This is a genomic window from Aurantivibrio plasticivorans, assembly GCF_055392955.1.
The window spans coordinates 371,946-398,063 of the sequence record NZ_AP036020.1 but is presented as its reverse complement, the minus strand read 5'-3'; the positions used below and the strand labels follow the sequence as shown (position 1 = coordinate 398,063).

The following is a 26,118-nucleotide window of genomic DNA, read 5'->3' as shown; positions in this document are numbered from 1 at the left end:
GGGGGATGGTACCTTGTGGACGGTAGGAGCGCATGCATAGTTACGCTGCTTTACAAATTCTAACCTCCCAATAAAAACTGCAATGGGTTTTTGGAACGAGTAGCCTCACTGAGTTCATCAACGGCAAAACACACCTGGTTACAACCCAAGGTTTTCGCTTGCGACAAATATGTCGACGATTCTTCAAGAACATCTTGCCAGTCGCGCTGTAAACTCGCTTCACCCACGCCGAGGCCAACACTCGCTGTAACGTGACCAAATGCATTTTTGTCGTGCTCAATGTTTTGCATCTCAATATTTTCGATCAGGCGATTCATTGCCTCAACCGCTTCAAAACGACCGGTGTCTGGCATTAGGACCGCAAAGCTATCTTCGCCATATCGATAGTGACGATCTCCATACCGTAGCGACTCTTTAATGGTCGCACTTACTTGGCACAAGGCGGCGTCACCCGCTGCGTCACCATAGTGTTTTACGTAGCCTCGAAAATTGTCCAGCTCAAGCAAGGCTAATACATAGGCACTTTGTGACTGCATCGCATTGGCGTGATTAACGTATACGTCGACTTCTAACGCTCGCCGGTTGCCTATCGCCAAAACATCATCCTGTAACGCTAAATCACTTAGCACCTCGTTGCTCGCCGCTAACTCTGCAGTTCGGTGACGGATACTCTGTTCGATGGATTCTCGTTGCTGATCAATTAGTCGGAAATGCGCGCGCGCCAATTCGGTTTGTGTTACCAACCCGATTACTGTGCGGCGATCATCGACGATAGGAATATGGCGAATACCACGAGCCTGGGAGATCGTTAAAGCCTCGTGCAAAGTCGCATTGGCATTTAACGTGACCAGCGGCGCCGACATAATATCGGCCGCGCATAACCGCTGAATCGCTTCTCCCGCTGAACAATCGGCCAGACTACGAACAATGTCATGTTCCGTGATTATCCCCAGCGGAAAAGCACCGCCGGAGTCAGGCGCAGAATGATCAATCACAACACAGGACACCTGGTGATCCCGCAGGGCTTTCGCTACATCGACAACCGGAGTCTGATTGCTCACGCTGACGATGCCGCTAATCATTAATTCGCGAACGGTAAGATGTTCCATGAGGTTCTATCCAGCCTCTTAGGCAAATGTGCAGAACGGGTACACCTTTCAGTGTAGGCTGGTTTCCAAAGTTGGCAAAAACAGTGGGTAACGCCCCCTTTTGGTCGACACCGGCGGCATAGAAAAAGCGGCTTTATCAAGTCTCGGTTAACTAACGAATAATCCAAGCTATGCTAGGCTTTAGATAAACCCTCCACGCTTCTGCGACGCGGGCTGCCCACGCCGCAGGCGACAGTCGAGAACGCTACCATGCCTGATCACACAGAGCGCCGCCGTTTTAGTCGCGTTAATTTTCAAGCGGACGCATCCCTAACTCAGGGGATGCTCAACACACCCGTTACCGTGCTAGATTTATCGTTGAAAGGTGTTTTGCTACAGAAATTTGAATCCGCTCAATATGAATTACAACGCCCCTTGCAACTTCATATCAGTCTATCCGACAATGTGACTATTAGTTCGACACTACAGTGTGTGCACCAAGAAGCTGATCGCCTGGGGTTTCAATTTCAATCGTTGGATAACGACAGCATGGCTCATTTGCGGCGTCTCATTGAATTAAATCTCGGTGATCCAGCGGCTGCAGAGCGTGAGTTAATTGAGCTGCTTCACTAGATTTTCGATAGTTTGAACTCCACCAGCTCTCACACCTCTAATAAAGTCGGTACAGCACAAGCATAAAAGCCCTATGGCCTAAAGGAGAAATAAACCAATGACGGATATCGCCAGCAATGATCGCCGCTACTTTCCGCGGGTAAACTACCGCGCGCACGCGACGCTCGTTACCTCGCAAAATCGTTGGCCAGTGCACCTACTGGACCTATCTTTTAACGGTGCCTTGGTTGCGCTAATTAACAAGCACAACCTTATACCTGGCGAAACTATCATCCTCAACATCGAGCTCCACGAAGGCGACATCATCAAGCTACAAGGCACCCTATCGCATATCAAAGAGCACTATTTAGGGTTGGAATGTCGCGCTACCGGAATCGATAACCAAGCTCGATTGAGAGAACTGCTTGAGAAGTTTAAAAGCAAAGAAGCCGATCTAGCAGAGCGCAGTTATGCGTCACTCTTAGACTCCAATAATTACGACCTTGGCGACTAGAGGGCAGCCACTAGAACAGAGCCAAAATAAACGCAGGCTGTGAGTTCACACCGCCTGCCCAGCTAAGCCGTCAGCCTGCAACCATTCAAACAATCACAGCACATCCAACACTTCTGATAATTTTTTAACAGCCACGACCTCCATACCTTCGATAGGCTGTCGAGGTGCATTGCCAGCAGGAACAATGGCTCGTTTAAAACCATGTTTGGCTCCTTCCCGAATACGCTCCTGACCACTCGGCACCGGGCGGATTTCACCCGATAATCCAACCTCACCAAACACCAATAAGTCGGGCGCTAAGGGCTGATCCCTTAGGCTTGACACCACAGCCACGAGTAACGCCAAATCACCACTGGTTTCGATGATTTTTACACCACCCACGACATTCACAAACACATCTTGATCACCAACCATTACCCCAGCATGGCGATGCAAAACCGCCAGCAGCATGGCCATACGATTGTGCTCCATACCGACTGATACACGGCGCGGATTGCCTAGGTGGCTGTCATCAACCAGCGCTTGAATTTCTACCAATAAAGGTCTCGTACCTTCCCACACCACCATCACCACAGAGCCAGCGGCAATTTCTTCCGGGCGCTGCAAGAAAATCGCCGAGGGATTGCTAACATCACGTAGCCCCTGCTCGGTCATGGCAAAGACACCTAACTCGTTGACAGCACCGAAGCGGTTTTTATTACCGCGCAACGTACGATAACGGGAGTCGTGAGAGCCCTCTAACAAGATCGAACAGTCAATCATATGCTCGAGGACTTTAGGACCAGCGAGACTGCCGTCCTTAGTAACGTGACCCACAAGTATGAGTACAGTGTTAGTTTGCTTCGCAAAGCGAGTTAAAAATGCCGCACATTCCCTTACCTGGGACACACTGCCTGGTGCCGAGCTGATATCAGCAAGGTGCATTACCTGTATCGAATCGACCACCATCACTTTAGGCTTATTGAGCTCAGCCTGTTGAACAATGGCCTCTGCACTGGTTTCGGACAACAGCTTGAGCTTATCGGTCGGCAGTTGCAGGCGCTGCGCACGCATCGCCACCTGCTGTAGAGACTCCTCACCCGTGACATAGAGCGTGGCCATGGTCTTTGCCAACTCGCACAGGGTTTGCAGCAGCAGGGTAGACTTCCCCGCGCCAGGGTGGCCGCCCATCAACACCACTGAGCCTGGCACCAAACCACCGCCAAGAACACGATCCAACTCTTGGCTACCGGAGCTAAAACGCGGCACAGCCTCGAGATCAATCTCCGCCAGGGTCTGTACCTTGCCCATCGCGGCACCACCAGCATAACCCTCAAACCGCTCAGCGCGAGCAGTCGTCTTAGTACCGAGACGCACTTCACTTAACCGGTTCCACACACCGCATTCCGTGCATTGGCCTTGCCATTTAGCGTAATCCGCACCGCACTCCTGGCAGACATAGGCTGTTTTTTGCTTCGCCATAAATCTCCGATAGCTCCTTGTCTAAGAATTCGGTAAGCTCGCTGGCCACCTGTGAACAGCAGGCAGGATAAACACAATATACTGTATATACAACCATGAATTTAGCCCCCGCAATGCCCCGCCCAGCACGCTGCTTCATCGCTGCTCATGACACCTGGAGTCGCTTCACGCGAGGCGGTAGACTATCGCAATGAGCTGCTCCCTGATTCCCGAAAAACCACTACTGATTTCGCCATCCCTCGCGGCCACCATCGGCCTTGAGGAAGCGGCCATGCTGAGCGTATTGAACGATTTTGCCAGCCACCAATCCCCCAAGCAGTCAGGTAACTATCACTGGTATAGTTTTGACCACCATTCAGCAGGGCAATGGCTGCCCTTCTGGACAGCGCACGATATACAGCGCATTAGTAAGAACTTGGTCGATAAAGGCATACTACTGCTGCAAAGTGCTCCGTTTCAGCAAAGTGGACAGTTGCACTTTGCTTTTAACGAAACACAACAAGACACCCCAGCAACGGCCATCACCCCCAGTGCCCACAATACGCCAGTTCACGGCAAACACCGCATACCGCCCAATTGGCAACCCAGTGACGACGTACTTGCGCAAATTGCGCAGCGCAATATCCCGCGCACATTTGCCATGGAGCAACTGCCGGAATTTATCACTTATTGGCGAGAGCGTGATGAGCCCGCTCATTCTTGGGGAGCCAAGTTTCAGAAACAAGTGATACACGCTTGGCGTAACAACCAAACCATGCAGCATCGCCGCGAAACCTCGGATGCCATGAGCAGCAATTGGCGTCCCAGCGAAGATGCCATAGAAGTTTTAACTGTACATGCAGGCATTAACCCTCAGTTTGTGGAGGACGCCATCCCCGAGTTCGTACTCTATTGGCAAGAGCGAGGTGAAAGCTCTCGTACTTGGAACAGTAAATTTATTCAACATGTGCGCCGCCAATGGAACCGCTATACGGCGACTGTTGAAAACGAAACCGTTCCCAAACCGTTACCGGACAATTGGCGGCCAGGTGACGATGTCTACGATGTACTACGACTGGCAAATATCGACTTACAGTTTGCCAAACAATTGCTGCCAGAATTTATTCTCTACTGGCAAGAAACCAAACAAGTGAACACCTCGTGGAACACAAAATTTTTACAGCATGTAAAATACCACTGGGCCAAAAGTCATAACCAATCGACACAAATGAGCAATCAGCATGGCGAAGCAACCCATAACACCCGCGGACGCTCCCTCAGCGACGACCTCAGCGACCGCAGCTGGGCATACTAACTCGCAACAGTCTGGCACGACCGGCGATGAACTCATCGACACGATCAATAGTGTCTTCGCGTTATTTCGCGTGAACTATCACAACCAATACTATGCAGCGTTTGGTGATACACAACTGCTGAACCAGACAAAAAAATTATGGTTTGAAAGCTTAAAACGATTCACCCCGCAGCAAATTTTGCAGGGGGCTAAACTAGCGATCGAACAATCAGAATATTTACCCACGCTACATAAAATGATTGTGTTTTGCCAAGGCGACCCCAGCAGTTACGGGTTGCCGAACCCTCATCAAGCCTATGTAGAAGCCTGCAATGCCCCTAATCCCAAAACATTACAGCGCTGGAGTCATGCCGCGGTCTATCATGCCGGGCGCGCATGCGGTTGGTATTTTATCGCCTCAAACCCGGAACACATTGCCTTTCCCGTGTTCAAACAACACTACCAAGAATGGACAGATAGGGTGCTGAACGGTGAAGTATTACCTGACATCGAAGTTCCGAAATTGCCGTCTGACACCGCTACGCCTTTATCAAAAGACGAAAACCGTTCTCGAATGAAAGCCATGAGAGAGTCGCTAAAAATATAAATTATTATTTTCACTTTCAGCAACACACTTCGCATTCACGATAACCACCTCTAAGCATTACGCATAGAGCGATCTGTTTTTACAGAAACAACGGATTGGAATCAACATGTCATCATCGAACAACAAAGCAAATGGTTTATTAGCCCTCTTCGTCATCTATGCATTCTTTTGTATTGGGCTAGTAGGCTACCTGGCCCAAAACCCTATCAAATCCAAACAATTGGCCACCACCGAGGCGCCAAATTTTTCTGCTATTAAAGATATTAGCGAGCGTAAATCAGCGTTTTTTAATTTTATCGATCCACTAATCCAAGAGCGCAACCAGGCAATTTTACGCAAGCGATCTCGATTACAGTTTATCGCTGACCAATTAAACGAAGAGGGTGTTTTGACTCATCGCTTAAAAACCCAATTACAGGCGCTGGCAACAAAATACCGAATCGATACTGAAGATCTTGACCCAGCATCACTCATTAAAGAGTTGGACTTGCGAATAGGACAAATTCCCCCATCAATGGTATTAGCACAAGCCGCCAATGAGTCCGCATGGGGGATGTCGCGCTTCGCGCTGAAGGGAAACAACTACTTTGGCCAGTGGTGTTATCGCAAAGGTTGTGGACTTGTCCCGCAGCAGCGCTCAACAGGTGCAGCGCACGAAGTGGCAAAATTCAAAGACGCGCGCGCATCCGTGACGTCCTACTTCCTCAACATCAATACCCACAGTGCGTACAAAGAACTACGTGCAATCAGAAAACAACTACGCTCTAACCAACAAGCAGTGACGGGCTTACAATTAATTGAAGGACTACGCCGCTACTCTGAGCGCGGCGACGCGTATGTCGAAGAACTTGCGGACATGATTCGTTTTAACCGGCTGAATACAAAAGACGTGCGGATCAATAACGAATATATTGCGATAAAACTGGATTAACGCGCGGCTATTGCTAACAATAATATGAATAGCTGCGTCATTCTCGCCTGATGAGACTACTAGCTCCTCATAATAGAACCCGCAATTGAAACACAAAATTCATCTGGGCTAACGGCGCGTTTAATGCTATCGCCAATATCAGATAGCGCTAGATTTAACAATTTTGGCGGCAAAGAACTATTCGCAACAGTATCCCACATCAAACTCACCAACGGTTTATGTTGTTGCCGCAAATTAGGCTCAACTACCATGGCTAACCGGTTCGACGCTAGTTCTACTACCGAGCCTGCTGGGTAGATACTCATGCAAGCAATAAACTGATATACCACTTCGCTATCGAGGTGCGAGCCAGACCAATCTAAGATTTTCTTCATTGCCGCAGTGGGTAACATACCCTGGTGATAAACCCGATCTGCCGTTATCGCATCATATACATCAACTACGGCACCCATTCGTGCAGCCATGACGACAGCGTCTTTAGATAGGCCGCGAGGGTAACCAGTACCGTCTAATCGTTCATGATGTTGGGCACAAATTTGTTTAATGACGGTAGGCACTTCAGGTTGATTCAACGCCTCTTCACCATACTGAACATGGCGCTTCATTTCTTCCCACTCATCCGGTGTTAACGAGCCTGGCTTGTTCAAAATCTCATCCGGCACGTGCACCTTACCGACGTCATGCAATAGACCGCCAGTTACTAACTCATGCATTTCATCACCACTAAAGCCCATTGCACGCGCCAGCACACCCATAAGTACCGCGACACTGAATGAATGCTCCATGAGATATTGGTCTTTACAACGCAGGCGAGTAAAACAAGAGAGCGCACTTTGGTTTCGGCGAATTGATTCACTAATGCTATCGGCCATGTCTTCAACGGGCTGCAAGTTAACAACATTTCCCATTTTCACATCGTGCATCACCTGCGAAACGAGGTTTAATGCATTGGCGTGAATACTGGTTGCAGAACTCAACTCGTCAGAGAATTCGACAACAGGTTTGTTATCGGGCGCATTCCTTTGAATTGCCGACAATTGCGCATCGATTTTTTCATTAACCGTATCAATAGGGGTACCTTCACTGCAATCCAACCCCTTTGCCGTATCGATATATAATTCAGTCACACCAAGCTTTCGAATTTGCTCTATGGCAACACTGCGCTTGATGAGACCGTGTCGCCGCAAATTATTATCGGGTATCCATGCATTATTGAGGTCGGCAATATACATGCCCACCTGAAGATGATCAGCGCTTATGCGTTTAATACTCGACATTCAGAAAAGGTCTACGAAGTTGAATCTATTAGACAAAGTATAGATATATCTCTGAGACTTCGTAAAAGCACAGCTAAAAATTATCCGTAAAACGCAATAATTTTCGATGAACTCTGGAACGCTTGATTAAGATTTCAAAACTTATTCTTCGGGGTACCACTCACCATTTGGTTGTTTGCGAATAAACAATTGGGAATACCAATAATAGCGTCCCGACTCTTCACTCGGCGCGGTGCAGTTGTAACGTGAACGCGCAACAGGCAAATCCTGTGTTGCTATTGTATGAACAACAGCTCCAGTTACCGAGACGGGTATAGCACCTTGTCCACTGGCATAACACTGCACTCGTTCAGCAAGATGCCGGTCGCTCAACGTTATCGAAACCTGTGGTTTAGTATGGCCTTGCGGCAGAACCACATCGTTCAGCGGGCGGCCTCGATCATCAGTCACCGCCACGCTAACTAATGGCATGGGCACGCTTTTAAGTTTTGTTACAAAGTCATCAACCGTTCCGTAACGGCCACCAAAGGGGAAACGGGGCAAGGCCTGTAAATGGTCGATCGAATTAAGAGGGCCGGATTGTTGCCCGAACGCCAACATGTTCAAAGCGGCTACAATCTCCTGTACAGCCAGATTATATTCACCATAAGGATAGGCTAACAAACCGTGTTGTTGGCCTGTGTGCTTCGTGATGAGCGCCTCTGTAATGTTAATGTCATCACCAATTCGAGTACGCCACTCTGCATCTGTCTCTTCATTGTTCTTGCGCAAAAAGTGGCTATGAGAATGCGAGTGGTTGGCAATGGTTGCACCATCGTTTGCCATCTCGTTCAGTTGTGCCCAGCTAACAAACAGCGATGAGCCACGCTCAATGGGCGCAGTATTCACAAAGACCGTAAATGGGAAACCATATTGTTTTAGTAGAGGATACGCATTGTCATAAACCGACGAATAACCGTCGTCAAAAGTAATCGCCACGGTTTTGTCAGGTAAGGCTTTACCTTCCCGCAGTAAAGACGCCAGAGACTCAAGCTTAACCACCTGATAATTAAGGCGCTTAATGGCAGCCAAATGCTCAGCAAATAAATCCGGTGAGGTACTGGTAGAAGCGGGTGTTTCATCCGATATATGGTGATACTGTAATACCACCGCAGCCTGAGATGACGACAAACCCATTATTAACAGTGCACCGGCGCACAGGGCATGCAAAAGCGCGTGCCTACGCGCTTTTGCTAGTCGATACAGTGGTGGTTGAATCATCTCACGCCTCTCTTGAATGGTAAAAACTTAGACAAATGCAGCCTGTGCCCGCATAGCATAGAGCGCTATAATAACCGCACTTCACCAATAACCGAACTGCAAACTCGGTCTGCCAACAACTGCGCTGATCTTATGAATTCAATATTGCCTTCTACCCCTACCCCCACGGCGCGACGCATTGCCAAGACAATACTCAACGGCTTTGACTCCTATTTCGCGGACTTCCAAAACATAACCCTGGGAGCAAAAGCACGCTTTGAAAAGGCCGACTGGGTAGGCGTACAAGTCGCGCATCGCAACCGTATCGAACTCTATAAACGCAAGGTAGAGGAAGTTATTCGGTTGACCCATGACGTCACCAGTAAAGATGTCAGTAATGTTGAGCTTTGGCGTCAGGCGCGAGTCGCCTATGCGCAGCTCATTGAAAACCACAGTAACTATGAGATCGCAGAAACGTTTTTTAATTCCATCTTTTGCGGGATTTTTGATCACGAACATATTCACGACCGCCATATGTTTGTAAAACCTTCGCGACCCTGGGATGACAAGCCGCTGCGTGGTTACTCAATATACATGTGTTATCAAATCACTCGAGGGCTGGTTGACTTGGTGTCTCGCATTCTAGACGACTTCGAGTTTTCAGTGCCCTGGGAAAATAAAAAACGTGACATCGCGAATATAGTCCGCGCTATTCGCGAAAATATTTTGGAAAACTTTACCGGCACACCGGAAGAAGTTCGAATTGATATGCTGGAATCGATCTTCTACCGTAATAAAGGTGCCTATCTCGTCGGTCGAGCGGTGATAAAAGGGCGCTATCTCCCCATCGTGTTGCCGTTACTCAATAACGAAGGCAAGGGTGTATTTGTCGATACCGTTATTTTCGAACCCGATGACGTCAGTATTATTTTCAGCTTTACCCGTTCTTACTTCATGGTCGATGCGCCTATACCCTCTCGTTTCGTGCGCTTCATTAGCACCTTGATGCCCAACAAAGACATCCTAGAAATATATAACGCGATTGGTTTCAACAAACACGGTAAAACCGCGTTTTATCGGCATATTCTTAACCACTTAAAACACAGCGACGATAAATTTATCATCGCTCCAGGCATCAAGGGTATGGTAATGACAGTGTTCACGCTGCCGTCATACGATGTAGTGTTTAAAATCATTAAAGACAAATTCGGCTCATCAAAAAATGTAACCGAGAAAATTGTGCGTGAAAAATACAAACTTGTATCCCGCTCCGACCGAGCCGGGCGCATGGCCGACACTCAGGAATACACCAATTTTATTTTTTATCGCAACCGTTTTAGCGAAGAGCTGATTGAGGAGCTATTAACGCTTGCGCCTTCGAAAATAGAGCTGACAGAAAAAGTACTGATCGTAAAGCACTTGTACATCGAGCGTCGCATGACGCCACTTAACTTATATTTAAACAAAGCCACCGATGAACAAATTGTTGACGTGATGGATGAGTACGGTAACTGTATTAAAGAGCTAGCCGCAGCAAATATCTTCCCAGGGGATATGCTTCTAAAAAACTTTGGGGTAACCCGTCACGGTCGCGTTGTGTTTTACGATTATGACGAAATTGCGACGATGGACGAGTGTAATTTCCGTCGTATCCCGCCCGCCCGCGATGACTTCGATGAGTTTTCCCCATCACCAACTTTTGCAGTACATGACAACGATATTTTTCCAGAAGAGTTCCCACTCTTTTTTGCTGGCAATCAGAAAGCGCGGGATGCCTTTGAGAGCCGTCATTCTGATTTGTACGATTATCAATATTGGAAAAAGATTCAAGACCAGGTGTCAGACGGTGTGGTTGAAGATACTTTCCCTTATCGACGCCGAAAGCGATTCGAACGTCGAGGCATGTCGATACAAGCCCGCTCGAGAAATTTACAGTAGTATTATTGTCGTTATTTTTGATCAAAAGGGGCTATTTATCCCACCCCTTCATACAACTGACGTGAACAGCTTAGCCCCTTGCACCACGCTTTGTTATTATAGGCAGCAAAATTAAGAATATTGTCACTTTCGCCGACGCAGTGCGCATAGCGTTTAGAGAAGGATTGAATATGCTCAATCCATTGGTTGGGGTTAATATTGAGCTGACTAATCAGCGTAGGAATCTCAGATTGGATAAACCCGCGCTTATCCTCTCGAATAACACGACCGGTCTTATCCACTAAATCAAAATAATCTTCGCGAGTAAATGGCAAGGCCGCATGGATATCGGTATGCGCGCTTCCATCAAAAGGCATTAGTGACGCTTCAGGTAAATTCTCTAGATCCAGATCAGTTTTTAGTTGTCGCTGTTCATTTACCTGCTTAGTTAAACGCTTTTCGTCTTTGTTTTTAATCGCCTTGTATTTTACATAATCAAATAAACGTTGTTGGATCGACGTAAAATCACTATCGATTAAGTCATCCACCATCCCTGCACGTACAGGGTTCAGATCGACATACGCCATGCAGCTTAATACAGCAGCTTCATCCAACAGCGCCTGACTTTTAAAGCGGCCTTCCCAAAAACGCCCTTTAATACCGTCTTCTTCGTTCGCCATACGCGCGATTTTTTCATTTACACCGCGCATAAACCAACTAATGCTCGATAAGCGCTCGCGCCACTCTTCGATAATGTCATGTACCACATCGAGTGACGCTTCATCCAAAGCCGCAGGCTCCGTCATCCAGCGGTCAACGAGCATATGGCCTTTGTACAACTGCAACCACCGCTCAACCACTTCATGCTGTGACCATTCATCAGCACGTGCCTTATCAACATGCAGCACCACATGGTAATGATTACTCATTACCGCATAGGCACAAATATCTATCGCATACACATACGACAAAAACCGCAAGCGCGACACAAGCCACTGCTTACGGTGATCAAAGTTTTCACCCGTCTCATAATCCTCACCACACAAATACGCACGCCTCACACAGCGCACATAACAGTGATAAAACGGGGTGGCGTCTAAGCTAACTTGCGATTCGCGGTTTATCGTCATGGTGGCGAACTTTACAGCAGAGTGGAAGAAATGTAAAATTTATGGGTGTCCTATTTATTCTTCGATAATCCTCACCACACAAATACGCACGCCTGTAAGCAGGTAATAAAGTTGTGAACTAACTATTAAAGTCATGAACTGTTTAATAAAGTCGTGAAGTAGATAATAAAGTCGTGAAGCTGGCTCACATGGAAGTTCATTAAACTGAGGTCTTTTATCGCCTTTGAATAGTTAAATGAACTACTTAATACTATTGATTACATCGGAATTACTCTATTCAAGCATGTCTGCTTTGTGCCAATAACAGACATAGTAATCACGAGCAGAAACAGCAAAAGGGAAAGACAGCAGTTGCTGCTTCCCTGTCTTTTTCCTAGTGAAGGCGCGCAACTTTGTCTATCTATGTTTCACTAGTAATGAATTTGTTTTTGCGTGGCGCTATAACCTCGCCATTACCATCACTCCTAGATAACCTATCGTGTACGCTATCAGGAGCCAGTGGAAAAACTTAAGGTAAGTGATGAACGTCAGCTCAGAAAGCTTACTCAGTGCAATAACACCGGCTGCAGAACCAATGATCAGCATAGAACCACCTACCCCCACAGCATAAGTTAGCCCCAACCAGTCAGCCCTATCCATCTCGATGCCCGACTTGAGGATAGCTGCTGTTAGAGGCACGTTATCAACTAAGGTTGAGAGTATCCCAACGAAGTAGTTAGCCATGTACGTAGGCATCTGTTGATAAAGCTGAAGCAGTGTATCCAGAACAGACAGCTCTTTCAGCATGCCTACAAGTAGCAACACACCCAAGAAGAATAACAGAGTATCAAACTCAATCTCACGTACGTACTCCAGCACGTTCGGTTTCGACTCGCTTTTATAAATCATCCGGTGAACAAGGAACATCAAAGACAGGCCAAACAGGAAGGTAAGAACCGGCGGCACAGCAAAGAGTACGCTGAACAGCAATGTACTGATAATAGTTAACAGAAACAAAGCCGCTATAGCCTTATCAGCCAACGCTATTGGGCGTTTGAATTTAGGCAGCTCGACCTGATCGTTATTACCCCACATAAGTAACAGTGCGAGAACAATCACCCCAGCCACAGCAGGGCCTATCAGTAAAAACAGGTTCGTAATCGTGACCTTATCCGCAAGGAAGATCATCAAGGTCGTTACATCACCGGTAATCAGAGAAACACCACCTGAATTCACAGCAAACACGATCAAAGCTGCAAACTTCAGTGTTTGTTTGGTATCCAGTTTCAATGATGACAAGAGTGACAACATGATCAAAGAAGCCGTGATGTTGTCTGCAAGCGAAGAGAACAGAAGAGCAAGCAGAGCCATCAGAATCATCAATGACCGCATGTTTAGTTTTTCAGGCAAAAGCCGGTACACCAGTTGAGTTATCAACCCCTTCGCATTCAGGTAGGCAACGAACGTCATTGCCGCCATTAAGAACAGCCATAATGTTGCTATTTCGAGTAAATTTTCATTCAGCCCTTCCTTTAAGTGCTCAGTGCCATGCTCAGGAAAGATGAACGCAAGAATCCAAACTAGCGTACCTATGAATAAAGTAGACTTGGCTTTGTTGAGGTGTATGACATCCTCAATGATGATGAGTAAGAACGCCAGAGCGATCAGAGATAAAAGAATTACAGTCATGTTAATGCTATCAGCCAGAAATATGGGGAGGAGTCATCACAATCCCAATGCCGATGATACACATTGGAACATACTCTCGGCGTTAGGCAGGGCTAGTTAGAATTATTAGAATGAAAAAGGCCCTGCATATTAATATACAGGGCAAACCCACGAGCGAGCATGGACGCAAGAATTACTTAAGAAATACTTCCATGACAGAGGTATTTTATTTCCAGGTACTCTTCAATACCGTATTTAGAGCCTTCACGACCCAAGCCGGACTCTTTTATTCCACCAAACGGCGCAACTTCCGTAGAGATCAATCCTTCATTAATCCCTACCATGCCGTACTCTAGGGCCTCTGAGACACGCCATACACGCGCATTATCCCGAGCATAAAAATAGGCCGCCAGACCATAAGGGGTGGTATTAGCTAGTTCAATAACTTCATGCTCGTCGTCAAAAGGTATCACCGTCGCGACAGGCCCGAAGATCTCTTCCTGGGCGATTCGCATACGATTATTAACCTTAGTCAAAACCGTTGGCTCAAAGCCCGCGTTTAAGTTTTCAGCTGCCTGACCACCAATGCTAACCTCAGCCCCTGAAGTGATAGCTTCTTCCACCAACGACTGAACTTTTGCTTGCGCTCGTTGATCGATAAGAGGACCGATAGTGACACCGGACTCATTACCGTTACCGACAGTCAAAGCGGCAACCGCATCGGTCAGTTTGCCAACAAAGTCATCGTAGACACTGCGCTGTACAAAGATCCGGTTAGTACAAACGCAGGTCTGTCCGGCATTACGGAATTTAGAGATCATAGCCCCACTCACCGCTGCATCTAAATCCGCATCATCAAAGACGATAAAGGGCGCATTTCCCCCCAATTCCAGGGAGACTTTTTTAACCTGTGCGCCGCACTGCTGTGCAAGTAACTTACCGACTTGTGTAGAGCCAGTGAAAGATAGTTTTCTGATACGGCTATCTTCGCACAACAGCTGACCTATCGTCGGTGCATCAGTGCTGGTCACAACATTAAACACGCCAGGCGGCACACCTGCTTGCTCCGCCAGTTCAGCCAGCGCCAACGCGCATAGTGGCGTAAGTTCAGAAGGCTTAACCACCACTGCACAACCGGCCGCCAGCGCCGGTGCAACCTTTCGGGTAATCATAGCGATTGGGAAGTTCCATGGCGTAATGGCAGCAACGACACCCACCGGCTGTTTCACTACCAACAGTCGCTTATCCTTACCATGAGCAGGTATCACATCGCCGTATACACGCTTAGCCTCTTCGGCGAACCACTCAACGAATGAAGCACCATAAACTACCTCCCCTCGGGCCTCTGCCAGAGGTTTACCTTGCTCGGAGGTCATCATCAGTGCCAGATCTTCCTGCGCTTCGAGTATCAGTTCATACCAACTACGAAGCACTGAGGCTCGTTCTTTTGCTGTTTGCTCTCGCCAGGATTGCTGAGCCAGGCTTGCGGCATGGATTGCCTTATCTGTATCCGCTGCACTAAGATCCACCACCTCAGCTAACGCGGCTCCCGTTGCAGGATCACTGACGACAAAAGTTTTGCCACTATCAGCATCACACCATTGGCCATTAATATATGACCGAGTCTTCAATAGCTCTGCATTATTCAGTTGCATAACCTGCTCCTTAAAGCACAATTTTCTCTAGTGCTACACGCAACGGCTCCGGCAATGCGGTAGGGCGCTGCGTTTGCTTATCGACATAGACATGAATGAAGTGTCCTTGGGCAGCGGGCTGATCTTCCTCTTCTTTGAACAAGCCCACCTCATATCTGACCGAACTATTGCCAATCCGAGTGACCGTCAGCCCTGCGGTAATCGTTTCAGGAAAAGCCAGACTTTTCTTGTAGTTACACTGGGTTTCCACTACCAGACCGATCACCTCACCCTGATGGATATCCAACACTCCCTGATCGATCAGATAACGGTTCACAACTGTATCGAAGTAACTGTAATACTGAACGTTATTCACATGACCGTAGATGTCATTATCCATCCAACGAGTTTGAATACTCAGGGTATGCTTATAGTCACCCAGCACTTCAGGTGAATGATGTTGCTGTGCATTTGCCATAGTTTGGTTACCACGCTGCCTGATAGATTTTGAGTGCATCCTCTTGAGTCACCTCACGAGGGTTATTACCTAGTAAACGGGTCTGCTTCATCGCTTCTTCAGCCAGCATCGGCAACGCGCTTTCTTCAATACCGTAATCCCGTAAACGCACCTCTCCCAAAAGATCTCTGTTTAATTGAGCCAGGGCTTCAATAAACTGGTCGCTACGCTCAGCTGAATCACTTATCTGCGCCATATCCGGGAACACGATGGGTGCCAGCTCAGCATACTGCTGAGCACAAACTGCCTGGTTAAATTGCATCACATGGGGTAGCACCAGTGCATTGGTAAGGCCGTGTGACAAGTGATAGATACCACCCAGTGGATAGGCTAGTGCATGCACTGCTGCAACCGGCGAATTAGCAAATGCTTGACCGGCCAACATAGATCCCAGCAGCATCTCTGAGCGGACATCCAGGTTACTACCATCCATCACCGCCTGGCGGATATTCCCCCCCAGCAGCTCCAATGCCTTACAGGCGAACAGGTCAGAAATACCGTTATGGTTAGGATTAACTGATGTATATGCCTCAATTGCATGAACCATCGCATCAATACCGGTTGTCGCGGTGATCATGGCTGGTAGTCCAACCGTCAATTCGGCATCCAGTACCGCCAGATCAGGCAGCAAGCGTGGTGATACAACACCTTTTTTCTCGGTCTCACCTACGGTGATGATTGACACAGCCGTCACCTCGGAACCGGTCCCGGAGGTGGTTGGAATCTGAATCAAAGGCAGGCGTGTGCCTTTCACCAGATTCACACCATAAATCTCGTCCAACCGCTCTTCACCCTTAGCCAGCAAAGCAACTAACTTGGCAACATCCAGAGAGGAACCGCCCCCCAAACCAATAATGGCTTCAGCTTGAGTATCGATAGCATACTGAGTTGCTTGTTCGACGATACGTTGTGCCGGATCAGCTTGTACCTGATCATATACCGCGACTTCAATCTGATTGGCTTGTAACGCCTCAACCACCGGTTGTAACAGCCCAACAGCCACAATGCCCGGATCAGTCACCAGAAGGGCTTTCTGATAGCGGTTGCTGGAACAATAAGCACCCAGGTCCTGAATCGCACCGGGTTTACAAATCAGTCCGTGGGACGAATAAAAGCTGAATGCATTCATGCTACATCCTCCTGCTTAAATGAGCTGGCAGCGGTTACAGAACCACGCTCAATGGAGTAAACCTGATCCACCAGGTCCGCCGAATGGCTGTAATCAGATTCCGATAACAGTACCGACATCCCTTCATCTTTCAGGGTGTGTAATACACTGGCCAGACGACGGGATAATGCTGGCGCAACCCCTTCGAACGGTTCATCCAGCAGCAACAGACGACTGCCGGTGATCATCGCCCGCGCCAGGGCAACCAGTTTCTGCTGGCCGCCAGACAGCTGCAGCGCTTTACGATCGGCAAAACCTTCCACCTCGGGCATCAGCTCATAAACCCAGGCCAGTCGTGCTTCAGCGTCCGGCAGTCGGGCCGCCCAGGCCGGCACCAGAATGTTCTCCTCCACGGTCAGTGTCGGTACTAGTTGCCGATCTTCTGGCATGTAGCCGACTTTAGATTCCGCTCGGATATGGGAAGGCAAAGCAGTCATATCTTTACCATCAATGCTGAGAACGCCATCGGTAGGCTGCAACAGTCCCATTACCGTCCGCATCAGCGTGGTTTTACCCGCGCCATTCCGGCCAATCAGCCCCACCATAGTTCCGGTCGGAACCTCAAGGGTAACGTCCCGCAAAATAGGCGTTCCTGCGATCTCGGTATTAATCGACTCAAGCTTAAGCATTTACCACCTCCTGAGAGTAACTGATCTCCAAATGGTGACCGGTCACCAACTCCTGTACTTTATCGTCGCTCATCACTTCAGCAGTTGGCCCATCCGCCAGGACCCGACCATCGTAGAACGCCATTAGACGGGTGGCGTAACGAGCAATCACCTCCATATCGTGCTCAACGAACAACACTGCCGCACCGGATTTTCTTACCTCCTGCATCACCGTATCCATCAGGTCGAACTTATCATCGATAGCAACACCTGAAGTCGGTTCATCAAGCAGTAGCAGTTCCGGTTCACCGAGCATTGCCAGAGCAATATCCAGCAGTTTTCTGACGCCCTGAGGCAGCGTCATTACCTTCTCATCCCTATATTCAAGAATGTGATACGCGCTGAGCAGAGCTTCTGCCCGCTCGATGCGAGCCTTGGTCTGAAGCGGTTTGATCAAGGAAAGAAAGGAACCCTGTTCAACCATACCGATCGCAATCAGCACGTTATCCAGCATGGTCAAATCTGGAAACAATTGAGCCACCTGAAATGATCGGCATATACCTTCGCGCATAACTTCGCGAGGTGATTTACCAACGATATTTCTACCATGCAGCAGGATCTCACCACTGCTGGGAGGCAGATAGCCAGTCACCATATTAATAAAAGTTGTTTTCCCAGCGCCGTTAGAACCAATCACGCCGACAATTTCACCGCGATTAATTTCAACATTGATATCCGCTGCTGCGGTCACCGCTCCAAAGTTACGTGCCAACGCACGGGTTTCAAGAAGTGCACTCATGATGAAGTCCTCCCAGTGAAGCGCTCAACCAAAGACCAGATACCTTTTGGTAGATACAGAATGATGGCCAACAGGGCGATACCCAGGATCATTTGCCACGTATAAGGTGAAATCTGGAAGGCGTAAGTACGCAGCAGCTCGAACATTGTCGCTCCCAGTACCGGTGCCGCAACGTGACCTGTCCCCCCCATCAGAGCGATGAATACAAACTCACCTGAAGTGGTCCAGTAAGCCATCTCAGGATCAATGTGTCCGGCAGCCAATGCAGTAATAGCGCCACCCAAGCCTGCCATAGCCGCAGCCAGCAGATACTTGATATAGATAACCTTCTTCACCGAGACGCCCAGATACTCAACCCGGATCTCATTCTCGCGCACGGCTTCTCCGGCAAACCCCATTGGCGAACGAAAATAACGCCAAACCAATGCAGCCACGACTACCGTTGCCACCACAGCGATGCTGTATGGCAATAACTGTGCACTGGCATCAACCGGAGCCCAGCCGAACAGTTTTGGCGGCAGAACGTTATAACCGTCAGAGGAACCGAAGGAAGTGCTTTTGACCAGCACGCCATACAGGATCATGGAAAATGCCATAGAGAACATGGCAAAGAAGATATCCCGGTAACGGCACAGCAGCAGCCCGATTACAGCCGCCAGCGCAACGCAGATAACAATCGCCATCGGTATCAGCAACAGCGCTTCCTGGGTTTCTAAATAGTCCCCGGCAATCCCTACAACGTAAGCCCCCAGGCAGTAATAAAGCCCCTGACCGAAGGACACCAGGCCCGCCCGCATCAGCAGTAAAAGTCCCAGTACCACTAGGCCCTTCGCCATCGCCAGAGTCAGCAGAAAACTCAGCCACCCAGGCATCAACATACCGGCTATCAGCATCGCGATAACGCTGACAGGTAATAAAATTTTTGCATGTTTCATGTCAGATTTTCCTCGCTGTGGCAATTGCAAATAGCCCCTGAGGTCGGAACGCCAGTACCAGCGCCATCACACCATAGATAACGAACAGCTCAGCATCTGGATACAGGTGAACAGAGGCAGCTCGGGCCATGCCGACAATCAACGCTCCTACCAGTGCTCCACCAACACTACCCAGACCACCGATAACAACAACCGCAAACGCCAACACGATGACCTCAACGCCGATACCCGGCATCACGGAGATACCTGGCGCCGTCAGAGACCCGGCTAGAGCACCCAGCACAGCACCAATGACGAAGGTTACGGTAAACATCCGGGTCACATTAATGCCCAGAAACGCTGCAGTATCACGGCTGTGAATCACCGCCTGCAGCAACTTACCCTGACGGGTACGGTTCAGACCCCACCACAGCATGAAGCCAATCGACGCAGAGACAGCAATCAGTACCAGGTCGTAGTTTGAGAAGGACAAACCCGCCAGCTTAGTACGGCCGAGCATGGTATAAGGCTGATAAGCAAAGTAAGCATCAACGCCCCAGATCAGCTTGATGACATCTTCCAGTACCAGCAGAATGCCGTAAGTCACCAGAATCATGACCACTTCATCCCGGCCATACATGACTCGCAGGATGCCGCGCTCGATCAGCAACCCCACTACGACACCACTCAACAACGCAGCGCCCAGCAATAACAGATAACCACCCCAGGGTGGATACCCTCCGGCGAAGTAGAGCCCTACAAGTGAGGCTCCAGCATAAGCCCCTATCGCGTAGAAGCTACCATGCGCCATATTCAGAATTTTCATGACACCGTAGATCAACGTCAGTCCTGCTGCGATCACAAACAGCCAGGAAGCATAAATAACGCCATCCATCAGCATCGCCATAAGCAACGTCATAAGATAAATCTCGTTTTAACTAGTAAAGAAGAGCGCCGGAGCATCGCTCCAGCGCGAAGGGACATTAGTTACACTGAGCGCCAGGCATACCCTGTTTAATCCAATCAATGCCTTTAACGCCTTCTGGCGGGTTGACACAATCGGCCGGGTAACGACGGATATCGGTCACATTAGGCTCACCACCATTAAGGGCGTAACGACCGTAAACCATCTCCATGGAAGCCTGGTGACCTTTACCGCGGTTCATAGATACTTTACCGCCAGGGCCTTCGTACTCCAGATATTCAAACGCGCTTGCAACGTCTTCCGTTGTCGGCGAGCCCTGAACCGTTTCAGCAGCCTTCTCGTTAGCCAGTTTCAAGCCCAGTAGGGCCTGAACCATTTTGTATGCAGGATAAGTAGGCGGAGTACCGAAACGTTCTGTATATGCCGCACGGAACCATCGGTTCATCTCGTTATCAGGCGCGAATACACCGAACGGTCCACGCGCACCAAGCACAGTACCTTCCGGAATCTGCTCTGACAGACGGTACATAGCACTTTCACCAGTGGTTAGCAGTACTGTCTGGTCATCAAACAGACCACGAGCAGAGCCCTGCAGCAGGAACGCCTCCATATCACCACCCCAGAAAGATGAGTGGATGACATTGGCAGAGTTCACCATCAGTGATGAAATTTCCGCACCGTACTGTCCAGCGTAGATTTTAGGGAACTGCTCGGTGGAGACATCCACCTCAGAAGAAAGGTTTTTCAGCGAGCCAAGGAAATCGTCCCAGGACTCATGGCCAAATGAGTAATTCTGGTTAATTCCCGAAACGCTTTCGACATCGCCCATTGTGTCTTTAACGTACAGAGCAGCCGCGACGTTATCCATCGTTGCAGTCGGGCCAGTACGGAAAACATACTTGTAATCCTGATCTTCAAATACTCGCGGAGTACCACAGTCAAACAACACAGTCAGGGTTTTCAATTGCTCAGCAACAGCAGGAACCGCCAGACAGTCGCCCGATGAGATATAGCCCACAACGGCATCGACACCTTCGCGCTCAACCAGATTACGGTACTCTGCGGTTTGTTTAGTCGCGCCACCCGCTTCATCAATGTACACAGGCTTTAACATCTCGCCGTTAATACCCTTGGTATTGTATGGCGCAGGTAAAGTCCCGCTATTGATCGCTTCGATAGTAAGATCAGCAGCATTCTTAGCAGGAACACCGAATGGACCTGCAGCGCCGCCGGACAGGAAGGTCACAAGACCAAGCTTGTATTCATCATCAGCAGCGAAAACTGGTTGTGTGACGGTAGCGGTTAGCAGCAAACCCGCTAAAGCAGAAGGCGTTTTTAGTGATTTAAACATTATTATGCCTCAAAGGTTTTAATTATTGTTGTGACAGAAAAAATCTGTACATTTCCTTTGAGCAACAGCTATGCCAATAAACAAAAACAATAATAAACAATTGTTTTTAATACATATTTTTAAGAAAACAATGATGGTGACTGTAAGATCATGAGCGCTACACGCTCAGAGCCGAGCGCTACCGCTCTGAGCGGTCAGCGCTCAAACCAGCTACTATTGATCGGACTGAGGATAGTAGATACGCCAGTCACCCAGCATATGAGTAGCAGGAGGGAAGGCGGTATTCGGCATCGTCACTCCGATGGCGATCACTTGCTGCAATTGATGCTTTTCAGCATCCATAAATGAGGTGAAGCCTTGCGGATCCTCCGGCAGCGATATTGTTAGCTGCTGCAGAGCAGAGCGAATCTCATCATCTTTGGCGTCCACTCCCACCTCAGCCATAACATTCGCAATCGCCAGCATGCCGGAATATGCACCTTCGGCCGCATACGAGGGGTAGCGCCCGCTAAGTGCTTTAAAACGTTTAATAAACCACTGATTGTACTTGGTATCCGGCCAGTTATTATGATGCCTTGAAGAAAGAATCAGTCCATCCGGCATATCGTCGCCCAAGGCTGCCAGGACATCGTAATTACTGCCCGTATCAAAATTAGCAAAACGAGCATGCCTGAACAGATGAGTCTGATTCGCCTGTCTGACAAAGGCAATCAGATCTCCACCCCATAGCGAATTGACAATCAGATCTGTCGGCTTTTCCAGCAAAGCTTTCAGATAAGGCGTATAGTCTGACTCATACAAGCGCGGCCACAGCGCCGTGACGATTTCAAAATCCACACCTTTCTTCTCCAGAGAGGTTCTCAGATCCTGCCAGGTCTGATAGCCGTAATCGTAGTCCGGGCCTATGTATGATATGCGTAACGGTTGATCAGCCTTAATAGTTTTAAATTTTTCCTTGATGTAGCTCGCTGCGGCATGCATGGACTGCTGGGTATTATTGTTCACTCTGAAGTAATACGGCGAGACATTGGTACCGGTCAGTTTTGAGGATGCATGGTCAGTGCCGATAAAGAATGCCTTTTCATCCTCAGCAACCTTCGCTACCTGCAAGGCGATATCTGAATTCACCACACCGCAAATAAAACGGGCTTTATCTTTACGGATAAAATCTCGCGCCAGTCGGGTCGCCTTAGAAGCTTTTGAACTACTGTCAGCGATCAGCACCCGAATAGGCGGATATTCTACAGACTGCATCTCAAGCCATTCAAAGGCCAGACGGATTCCAACTGCACTGTCCTGGCCATAAAGTCCACTCCGCCCTCCCAGTGGGAATAGACACCCCACCTTAACCGTCGCATCTTTATCGCTAGCCCCCAGAGCAAACTCAGACGCCCAGGTTGACGGAGACAGCGCCAGCAACAATAGCACCCAGCGAATCATAGGAAATCCTCTAACTGCAGGCGCTGAATTCTCCGCTTCAACGCATGTCTAGAAATACCCAGTTTTTCTGCCGCCAACCCTTTGCGCCCTCCGGCTTCTTCCAGAGCATTGAGGATCAACTGACGTTCCCGGTTTTCCAGATCTTCGGTATAGCTGTTTTCATAAGCCGGATCGGCCCTCTTGCTAAGGTATTCCTCAGGCAGTAGATTCAGAGAAACCGTGCGACCGGGATTGAGAATGGTTAATCGCTCAACCAGATTCTTAAGCTCACGAACATTGCCCGGCCAGGTATAATTGAGCATCTCCTGCAGTGCATCCGATTCCCAACGGTTAGCTTCAACCCCTTCCTGCCGTGCAAAACTCTCACTGAAATAGGACACAAGTAAAGGAATATCTTCCCGTCTCACCGACAGCGGTGGCGCCTCAATCGGCAGTACATTCAGACGGTAGTAAAGATCCTGTCGAAATGTTCCCGCTTCAACCTCATCTTGCAAAGAGCGATTAGTTGCTGCAACAACAAACACATCAGCATTTCTTTCTCTACCTGCACCGATGGGCCTGTAGGACCTGTTCTCCAAAAAGCTCAGTAGTTTTGCCTGTAAGCTAACAGGCAGCTCACCTATTTCATCTAGAAACAAGGTGCCACCGTTGGCCAGCTCTATCAGCCCGGAGCGACGCTGATTTGCCCCGGTATACGCCCCTCGCTCAGCACCAAACAACTCTGCTTCGATTAATTGCTCAGGTAACGCAGCACAGTTCACCTCAATGAAAGGCGCATTACCAAAACGGATATCGTGTAAGCCTTTTGCGATCAGAGACTTGCCGGTGCCGGAAGGTCCGGTAATCAATACCGTCTTACCGGCACTTCTGCCAACCTGCTCGATCTCTGTTTTCAGCTTTGCTATGGCCGGACTGCTGCCAACCAAACCGCTAGGACTGTGGCTTTTACCGCGTAAAAACTGTAACTCTTTCACCATTCTAACCTGTTCAGCACTACGCCGGATCAGGATCACTAGCTCGTCCACATCAAACGGTTTAGTTATATAATCGAGCGCCCCCTCTTTCACAGCCTTGACCGCCGCCCGGGTATCACCATGGGCAGAGATCATGATCACAGGAATATCCGGGTGCTGAGTTTTGAGCTGCGACAGAATATCCAGCCCCGAGCTATCGGGTAATCCCAGATCAAGCAGAATAACATCCGGGCTGGTCTCTGCTGTTTTCTCCAGCCCTTCCTGACCAGTAAAAGCTCCGGTGACTTCAATCTGCTCATCACTCAGAGAAAAGCCCAGACTCCGAACAAGATTGCGCTCATCGTCAATCATAAGCACAGAAATATCCTTACTCATCAGACTGTCCCCCTATAGCTTTGGGTAATTGCAAGCTCACAGTCGTTCCCTGTCCCTCCTTGCTGGTAATAATAAGCTGTCCATTATTATTGTGGATAAGCGCATTACAGATAGCTAACCCCAGCCCAGTACCGGCCGACTTTGTGGTAAAGAAGGGCTCAATGATGTGCGGCATAACATCTTTTGGAATCCCGGTGCCACTGTCACTGATTATCACATCCACACAATCAAATTTTTCAGTGCAGCGGATCAGCAGGTTTCCGCCATCCCGTCCCACCGCCTGAATGGCATTCAGCATAAGATTCATTAATACTTGCCTTAACTGCCCATCATCGATCCAGACCTCTGTTGCTGCAGGACACTCAATGCGGATAGTCACGTTATTTTCCCGGGCAGATGCGCTCAGCAAGGTCGCCATACTCTCAAGCAGCTCGGATAAATTCAGTAATTCAGCCTTTGGCTCTCTAGGCCGGGCATAATCAAGCAAGTTTTCAATTACATCATTCACCCGATCAATCTCGTCCTCTAGCATATTCAACATATCCCGATTGACCGGATCTTTCTCCCGCTTGGTAAGAGCAACAATCGTAGTTTTTATAGTGGTAAGAGGATTACGTATATCGTGCGCCAAACCAGCAGCCAACTGACCTAACGACGCCCGTCTCTCTATTTCAAGGGTTGAAGTAATAAAGCCCTTCAGTTGCATACGCATAGTATCGATCGCTTTCGCCAGCTTATCCATTTCAAGGCTAGTAGACTGTTTTACAGGACTATCAAGATCACCTGCGGCAACCTGTTCAACGCTTTTGACAATTGAATCAACCTGCTGATTCAGTTTTCTAGAAATATTGAAATGCAGTAGTAGCAAGCCGACCACTGTACACACTACTAGAACTATCAACCAGATTCGCATCTGCTCAATTGGGGTTGATACCAGGCCATGGTTTTGTAATAAATGCAATGACCAACCAGGTAAGATCTCTCTTTGAAAGCTAGAAACTTTAGCTTCAATAGGCTGCCCAACTACATCGTAAGTTTGACCACTCGAAACCCTAAGCACAGAACGGTAAGTGTGTGGCTGATCCAACCCCTTCATCATCTCAGTGATGGAATTAAATCGTATAATCAGACCTATACTCGGCGCTTTAACCTGTCGCCCATGAAAGTTTACTTGGCTTTTCATAAGGATATAGGGTGGATGTTCCCAACTGCGGGTCGACGGATCGCTCAATACAACACCCTCGAAAATAATTCCTGCATTCAGTTCATCAAGTACAAGATCATCTGGAAAGGTCCAGCTCAGCTCACCGCTCTTACCAAAAAAGGCGATACCGTAGATAGAACTATCATCTGTCTGAAGTCGTAAGAGATCTTCCATTTCAATTGAAAGCAGCCTGCTTCCTTCATGCTCAAACAGACTTGGATCAGTAAATTGATCGGCAAGCGCTGCTATTTCGTAACCTCTCTCACGAAGAAACACTCTCATCTCATTTTGAGTCGCAGCCATACGCGTAGCTAGCTGTTCATCAGTGATCTGAGAAACCAATTGCATTGTGTAATAGTTGTAAAGTGCAGCAAAACTGATAAGCGGAATTAACGCAACGGCTAAAGAAAGAAGTAGATACTTAGAAGAAAGACGTTGGGACATCATAAAATGCTTTTCTCATTACTGACTTCTCAGTATTCAGTTCTTTGGGGGTATGAAATCCTTTCCATT

General features: G+C 48.5%; 23 protein-coding genes. 6 read left to right on the top strand and 17 right to left on the bottom strand.

Annotated elements, in window-relative coordinates; all coding sequences use genetic code 11:
* Positions 1-59: 59 nt before the first annotated feature.
* Positions 60-1,109: a diguanylate cyclase domain-containing protein gene (locus ACZ5NB_RS01805; RefSeq protein WP_460231139.1), complete on the bottom strand. Its 1,050-nt coding sequence runs from the start codon at positions 1,107-1,109 to the stop codon at positions 60-62.
* Between the two features lie 249 nt (positions 1,110-1,358).
* On the opposite strand from ACZ5NB_RS01805, the gene ACZ5NB_RS01800 reads away from it, so the two are divergent.
* Together ACZ5NB_RS01800 and ACZ5NB_RS01795 are read left to right on the top strand one after the other, a co-directional pair.
* Positions 1,359-1,721, top strand: a complete 363-nt coding sequence (locus tag ACZ5NB_RS01800) for a PilZ domain-containing protein (protein WP_460231138.1) — start codon at positions 1,359-1,361, stop codon at positions 1,719-1,721.
* 97 nt (positions 1,722-1,818) lie between these two features.
* Positions 1,819-2,214 carry a PilZ domain-containing protein gene (locus ACZ5NB_RS01795; protein ID WP_460231137.1) on the top strand — a complete coding sequence of 132 codons (396 nt, stop codon included), beginning with the start codon at positions 1,819-1,821 and terminating at the stop codon, positions 2,212-2,214.
* Positions 2,215-2,307: 93 nt separating this feature from the next.
* Here ACZ5NB_RS01795 and radA read toward each other — a convergent pair whose 3' ends face one another.
* Positions 2,308-3,675 (bottom strand): DNA repair protein RadA, encoded by a 1,368-nt coding sequence (radA, locus tag ACZ5NB_RS01790; protein WP_460231136.1) that lies wholly within the window; start codon positions 3,673-3,675, stop codon positions 2,308-2,310.
* Positions 3,676-3,865: 190 nt separating this feature from the next.
* Between radA and ACZ5NB_RS01785 the strand changes: the two genes are divergently transcribed.
* The 3 genes from ACZ5NB_RS01785 to ACZ5NB_RS01775 all read left to right on the top strand — a co-directional run bounded on the left by ACZ5NB_RS01785 (position 3,866) and on the right by ACZ5NB_RS01775 (position 6,486).
* Positions 3,866-4,969, top strand: a complete 1,104-nt coding sequence (locus ACZ5NB_RS01785; RefSeq protein ID WP_460231135.1) for a DnaT-like ssDNA-binding domain-containing protein — start codon at positions 3,866-3,868, stop codon at positions 4,967-4,969.
* The gene (locus ACZ5NB_RS01780; protein ID WP_460231134.1) at positions 4,896-5,555 is read left to right on the top strand and encodes a replication protein P; all 660 of its coding nucleotides are present in this window, start codon (positions 4,896-4,898) and stop codon (positions 5,553-5,555) included. The genes ACZ5NB_RS01785 and ACZ5NB_RS01780 overlap by 74 nt, the downstream gene beginning before the upstream one ends.
* Positions 5,556-5,661: 106 nt before the next feature.
* On the top strand, positions 5,662-6,486 hold the full coding sequence (locus ACZ5NB_RS01775) for a glucosaminidase domain-containing protein (protein ID WP_460231133.1): 825 nt from the start codon (positions 5,662-5,664) through the stop codon (positions 6,484-6,486).
* Between the two features lie 59 nt (positions 6,487-6,545).
* Here the strand turns inward: ACZ5NB_RS01775 and ACZ5NB_RS01770 are convergent, their stop codons facing one another.
* Both ACZ5NB_RS01770 and ACZ5NB_RS01765 read right to left on the bottom strand, forming a co-directional pair.
* The gene (locus ACZ5NB_RS01770) at positions 6,546-7,763 is read right to left on the bottom strand and encodes an HD-GYP domain-containing protein (RefSeq protein WP_460231132.1); all 1,218 of its coding nucleotides are present in this window, start codon (positions 7,761-7,763) and stop codon (positions 6,546-6,548) included.
* 141 nt (positions 7,764-7,904) lie between these two features.
* Entirely contained in the window at positions 7,905-9,023 is a 1,119-nt protein-coding gene (locus tag ACZ5NB_RS01765) for a polysaccharide deacetylase family protein (protein ID WP_460231131.1), read from the bottom strand.
* 132 nt (positions 9,024-9,155) lie between these two features.
* On the opposite strand from ACZ5NB_RS01765, the gene aceK reads away from it, so the two are divergent.
* The gene (gene aceK, locus ACZ5NB_RS01760) at positions 9,156-10,940 is read left to right on the top strand and encodes a bifunctional isocitrate dehydrogenase kinase/phosphatase (RefSeq protein ID WP_460231130.1); all 1,785 of its coding nucleotides are present in this window, start codon (positions 9,156-9,158) and stop codon (positions 10,938-10,940) included.
* A gap of 35 nt (positions 10,941-10,975) precedes the next feature.
* Here aceK and ACZ5NB_RS01755 read toward each other — a convergent pair whose 3' ends face one another.
* From ACZ5NB_RS01755 to ACZ5NB_RS01695, 13 genes are all read right to left on the bottom strand, one after another.
* On the bottom strand, positions 10,976-11,965 hold the full coding sequence (locus ACZ5NB_RS01755; RefSeq protein WP_460232079.1) for a transposase: 990 nt from the start codon (positions 11,963-11,965) through the stop codon (positions 10,976-10,978).
* Between the two features lie 522 nt (positions 11,966-12,487).
* Positions 12,488-13,717: a sodium:proton antiporter NhaD gene (gene nhaD / locus ACZ5NB_RS01750; protein WP_464107815.1), complete on the bottom strand. Its 1,230-nt coding sequence runs from the start codon at positions 13,715-13,717 to the stop codon at positions 12,488-12,490.
* Between the two features lie 176 nt (positions 13,718-13,893).
* On the bottom strand, positions 13,894-15,351 hold the full coding sequence (locus tag ACZ5NB_RS01745; RefSeq protein ID WP_464107814.1) for an NAD-dependent succinate-semialdehyde dehydrogenase: 1,458 nt from the start codon (positions 15,349-15,351) through the stop codon (positions 13,894-13,896).
* A 10-nt stretch (positions 15,352-15,361) separates the two neighbouring features.
* Positions 15,362-15,808 (bottom strand): acyl-CoA thioesterase, encoded by a 447-nt coding sequence (locus ACZ5NB_RS01740; protein WP_464107813.1) that lies wholly within the window; start codon positions 15,806-15,808, stop codon positions 15,362-15,364.
* Positions 15,809-15,815: 7 nt separating this feature from the next.
* Positions 15,816-16,976, bottom strand: a complete 1,161-nt coding sequence (locus ACZ5NB_RS01735; RefSeq protein WP_464107812.1) for an iron-containing alcohol dehydrogenase — start codon at positions 16,974-16,976, stop codon at positions 15,816-15,818.
* Positions 16,973-17,644, bottom strand: a complete 672-nt coding sequence (locus ACZ5NB_RS01730) for an ATP-binding cassette domain-containing protein (RefSeq protein WP_464107811.1) — start codon at positions 17,642-17,644, stop codon at positions 16,973-16,975. Before ACZ5NB_RS01730 ends, ACZ5NB_RS01735 begins: the two co-directional genes overlap by 4 nt.
* Positions 17,637-18,422 carry an ABC transporter ATP-binding protein gene (locus ACZ5NB_RS01725; RefSeq protein ID WP_464107810.1) on the bottom strand — a complete coding sequence of 262 codons (786 nt, stop codon included), beginning with the start codon at positions 18,420-18,422 and terminating at the stop codon, positions 17,637-17,639. Before ACZ5NB_RS01725 ends, ACZ5NB_RS01730 begins: the two co-directional genes overlap by 8 nt.
* The gene (locus tag ACZ5NB_RS01720; RefSeq protein WP_464107809.1) at positions 18,419-19,357 is read right to left on the bottom strand and encodes a branched-chain amino acid ABC transporter permease; all 939 of its coding nucleotides are present in this window, start codon (positions 19,355-19,357) and stop codon (positions 18,419-18,421) included. Before ACZ5NB_RS01720 ends, ACZ5NB_RS01725 begins: the two co-directional genes overlap by 4 nt.
* Before the next feature lies 1 nt (position 19,358).
* A complete protein-coding gene (locus tag ACZ5NB_RS01715; protein ID WP_464107808.1) occupies positions 19,359-20,255 on the bottom strand; it encodes a branched-chain amino acid ABC transporter permease in 897 nt (298 codons plus the stop codon).
* Between the two features lie 64 nt (positions 20,256-20,319).
* Positions 20,320-21,612, bottom strand: coding sequence for an ABC transporter substrate-binding protein (locus tag ACZ5NB_RS01710; protein WP_464107807.1), 1,293 nt, complete (start codon positions 21,610-21,612; stop codon positions 20,320-20,322).
* A 213-nt stretch (positions 21,613-21,825) separates the two neighbouring features.
* A complete protein-coding gene (locus ACZ5NB_RS01705) occupies positions 21,826-23,052 on the bottom strand; it encodes an ABC transporter substrate-binding protein (protein WP_464107806.1) in 1,227 nt (408 codons plus the stop codon).
* Positions 23,049-24,401 carry a sigma-54-dependent transcriptional regulator gene (locus ACZ5NB_RS01700; protein ID WP_464107805.1) on the bottom strand — a complete coding sequence of 451 codons (1,353 nt, stop codon included), beginning with the start codon at positions 24,399-24,401 and terminating at the stop codon, positions 23,049-23,051. The genes ACZ5NB_RS01705 and ACZ5NB_RS01700 overlap by 4 nt, the downstream gene beginning before the upstream one ends.
* A complete protein-coding gene (locus tag ACZ5NB_RS01695; RefSeq protein WP_464107804.1) occupies positions 24,394-26,052 on the bottom strand; it encodes an ATP-binding protein in 1,659 nt (552 codons plus the stop codon). The genes ACZ5NB_RS01700 and ACZ5NB_RS01695 overlap by 8 nt, the downstream gene beginning before the upstream one ends.
* Between the last annotated feature and the right edge of the window lie 66 nt (positions 26,053-26,118).

Bases quoted from the DNA above. Each gene is read 5' to 3' on its own strand.
- nhaD (WP_464107815.1), bottom strand. From the start codon at position 13,717: ATGACTGTAATTCTTTTATCTCTGATCGCTCTGGCGTTCTTACTCATC.
- ACZ5NB_RS01730 (WP_464107811.1), bottom strand. From the start codon at position 17,644: ATGCTTAAGCTTGAGTCGATTAATACCGAGATCGCAGGAACGCCTATT.
- ACZ5NB_RS01805 (WP_460231139.1), bottom strand. From the start codon at position 1,109: ATGGAACATCTTACCGTTCGCGAATTAATGATTAGCGGCATCGTCAGC.
- ACZ5NB_RS01740 (WP_464107813.1), bottom strand. From the start codon at position 15,808: ATGGCAAATGCACAGCAACATCATTCACCTGAAGTGCTGGGTGACTAT.
- radA (WP_460231136.1), bottom strand. From the start codon at position 3,675: ATGGCGAAGCAAAAAACAGCCTATGTCTGCCAGGAGTGCGGTGCGGAT.
- ACZ5NB_RS01715 (WP_464107808.1), bottom strand. From the start codon at position 20,255: ATGACGTTGCTTATGGCGATGCTGATGGATGGCGTTATTTATGCTTCC.
- ACZ5NB_RS01795 (WP_460231137.1), top strand. From the start codon at position 1,819: ATGACGGATATCGCCAGCAATGATCGCCGCTACTTTCCGCGGGTAAAC.
- ACZ5NB_RS01780 (WP_460231134.1), top strand. From the start codon at position 4,896: ATGGCGAAGCAACCCATAACACCCGCGGACGCTCCCTCAGCGACGACC.
- ACZ5NB_RS01745 (WP_464107814.1), bottom strand. From the start codon at position 15,351: ATGCAACTGAATAATGCAGAGCTATTGAAGACTCGGTCATATATTAAT.
- aceK (WP_460231130.1), top strand. From the start codon at position 9,156: ATGAATTCAATATTGCCTTCTACCCCTACCCCCACGGCGCGACGCATT.
- ACZ5NB_RS01765 (WP_460231131.1), bottom strand. From the start codon at position 9,023: ATGATTCAACCACCACTGTATCGACTAGCAAAAGCGCGTAGGCACGCG.
- ACZ5NB_RS01785 (WP_460231135.1), top strand. From the start codon at position 3,866: ATGAGCTGCTCCCTGATTCCCGAAAAACCACTACTGATTTCGCCATCC.
- ACZ5NB_RS01770 (WP_460231132.1), bottom strand. From the start codon at position 7,763: ATGTCGAGTATTAAACGCATAAGCGCTGATCATCTTCAGGTGGGCATG.
- ACZ5NB_RS01735 (WP_464107812.1), bottom strand. From the start codon at position 16,976: ATGAATGCATTCAGCTTTTATTCGTCCCACGGACTGATTTGTAAACCC.
- ACZ5NB_RS01720 (WP_464107809.1), bottom strand. From the start codon at position 19,357: ATGAAACATGCAAAAATTTTATTACCTGTCAGCGTTATCGCGATGCTG.
- ACZ5NB_RS01705 (WP_464107806.1), bottom strand. From the start codon at position 23,052: ATGATTCGCTGGGTGCTATTGTTGCTGGCGCTGTCTCCGTCAACCTGG.
- ACZ5NB_RS01710 (WP_464107807.1), bottom strand. From the start codon at position 21,612: ATGTTTAAATCACTAAAAACGCCTTCTGCTTTAGCGGGTTTGCTGCTA.
- ACZ5NB_RS01700 (WP_464107805.1), bottom strand. From the start codon at position 24,401: ATGAGTAAGGATATTTCTGTGCTTATGATTGACGATGAGCGCAATCTT.
- ACZ5NB_RS01800 (WP_460231138.1), top strand. From the start codon at position 1,359: ATGCCTGATCACACAGAGCGCCGCCGTTTTAGTCGCGTTAATTTTCAA.
- ACZ5NB_RS01695 (WP_464107804.1), bottom strand. From the start codon at position 26,052: ATGATGTCCCAACGTCTTTCTTCTAAGTATCTACTTCTTTCTTTAGCC.
- ACZ5NB_RS01725 (WP_464107810.1), bottom strand. From the start codon at position 18,422: ATGAGTGCACTTCTTGAAACCCGTGCGTTGGCACGTAACTTTGGAGCG.
- ACZ5NB_RS01775 (WP_460231133.1), top strand. From the start codon at position 5,662: ATGTCATCATCGAACAACAAAGCAAATGGTTTATTAGCCCTCTTCGTC.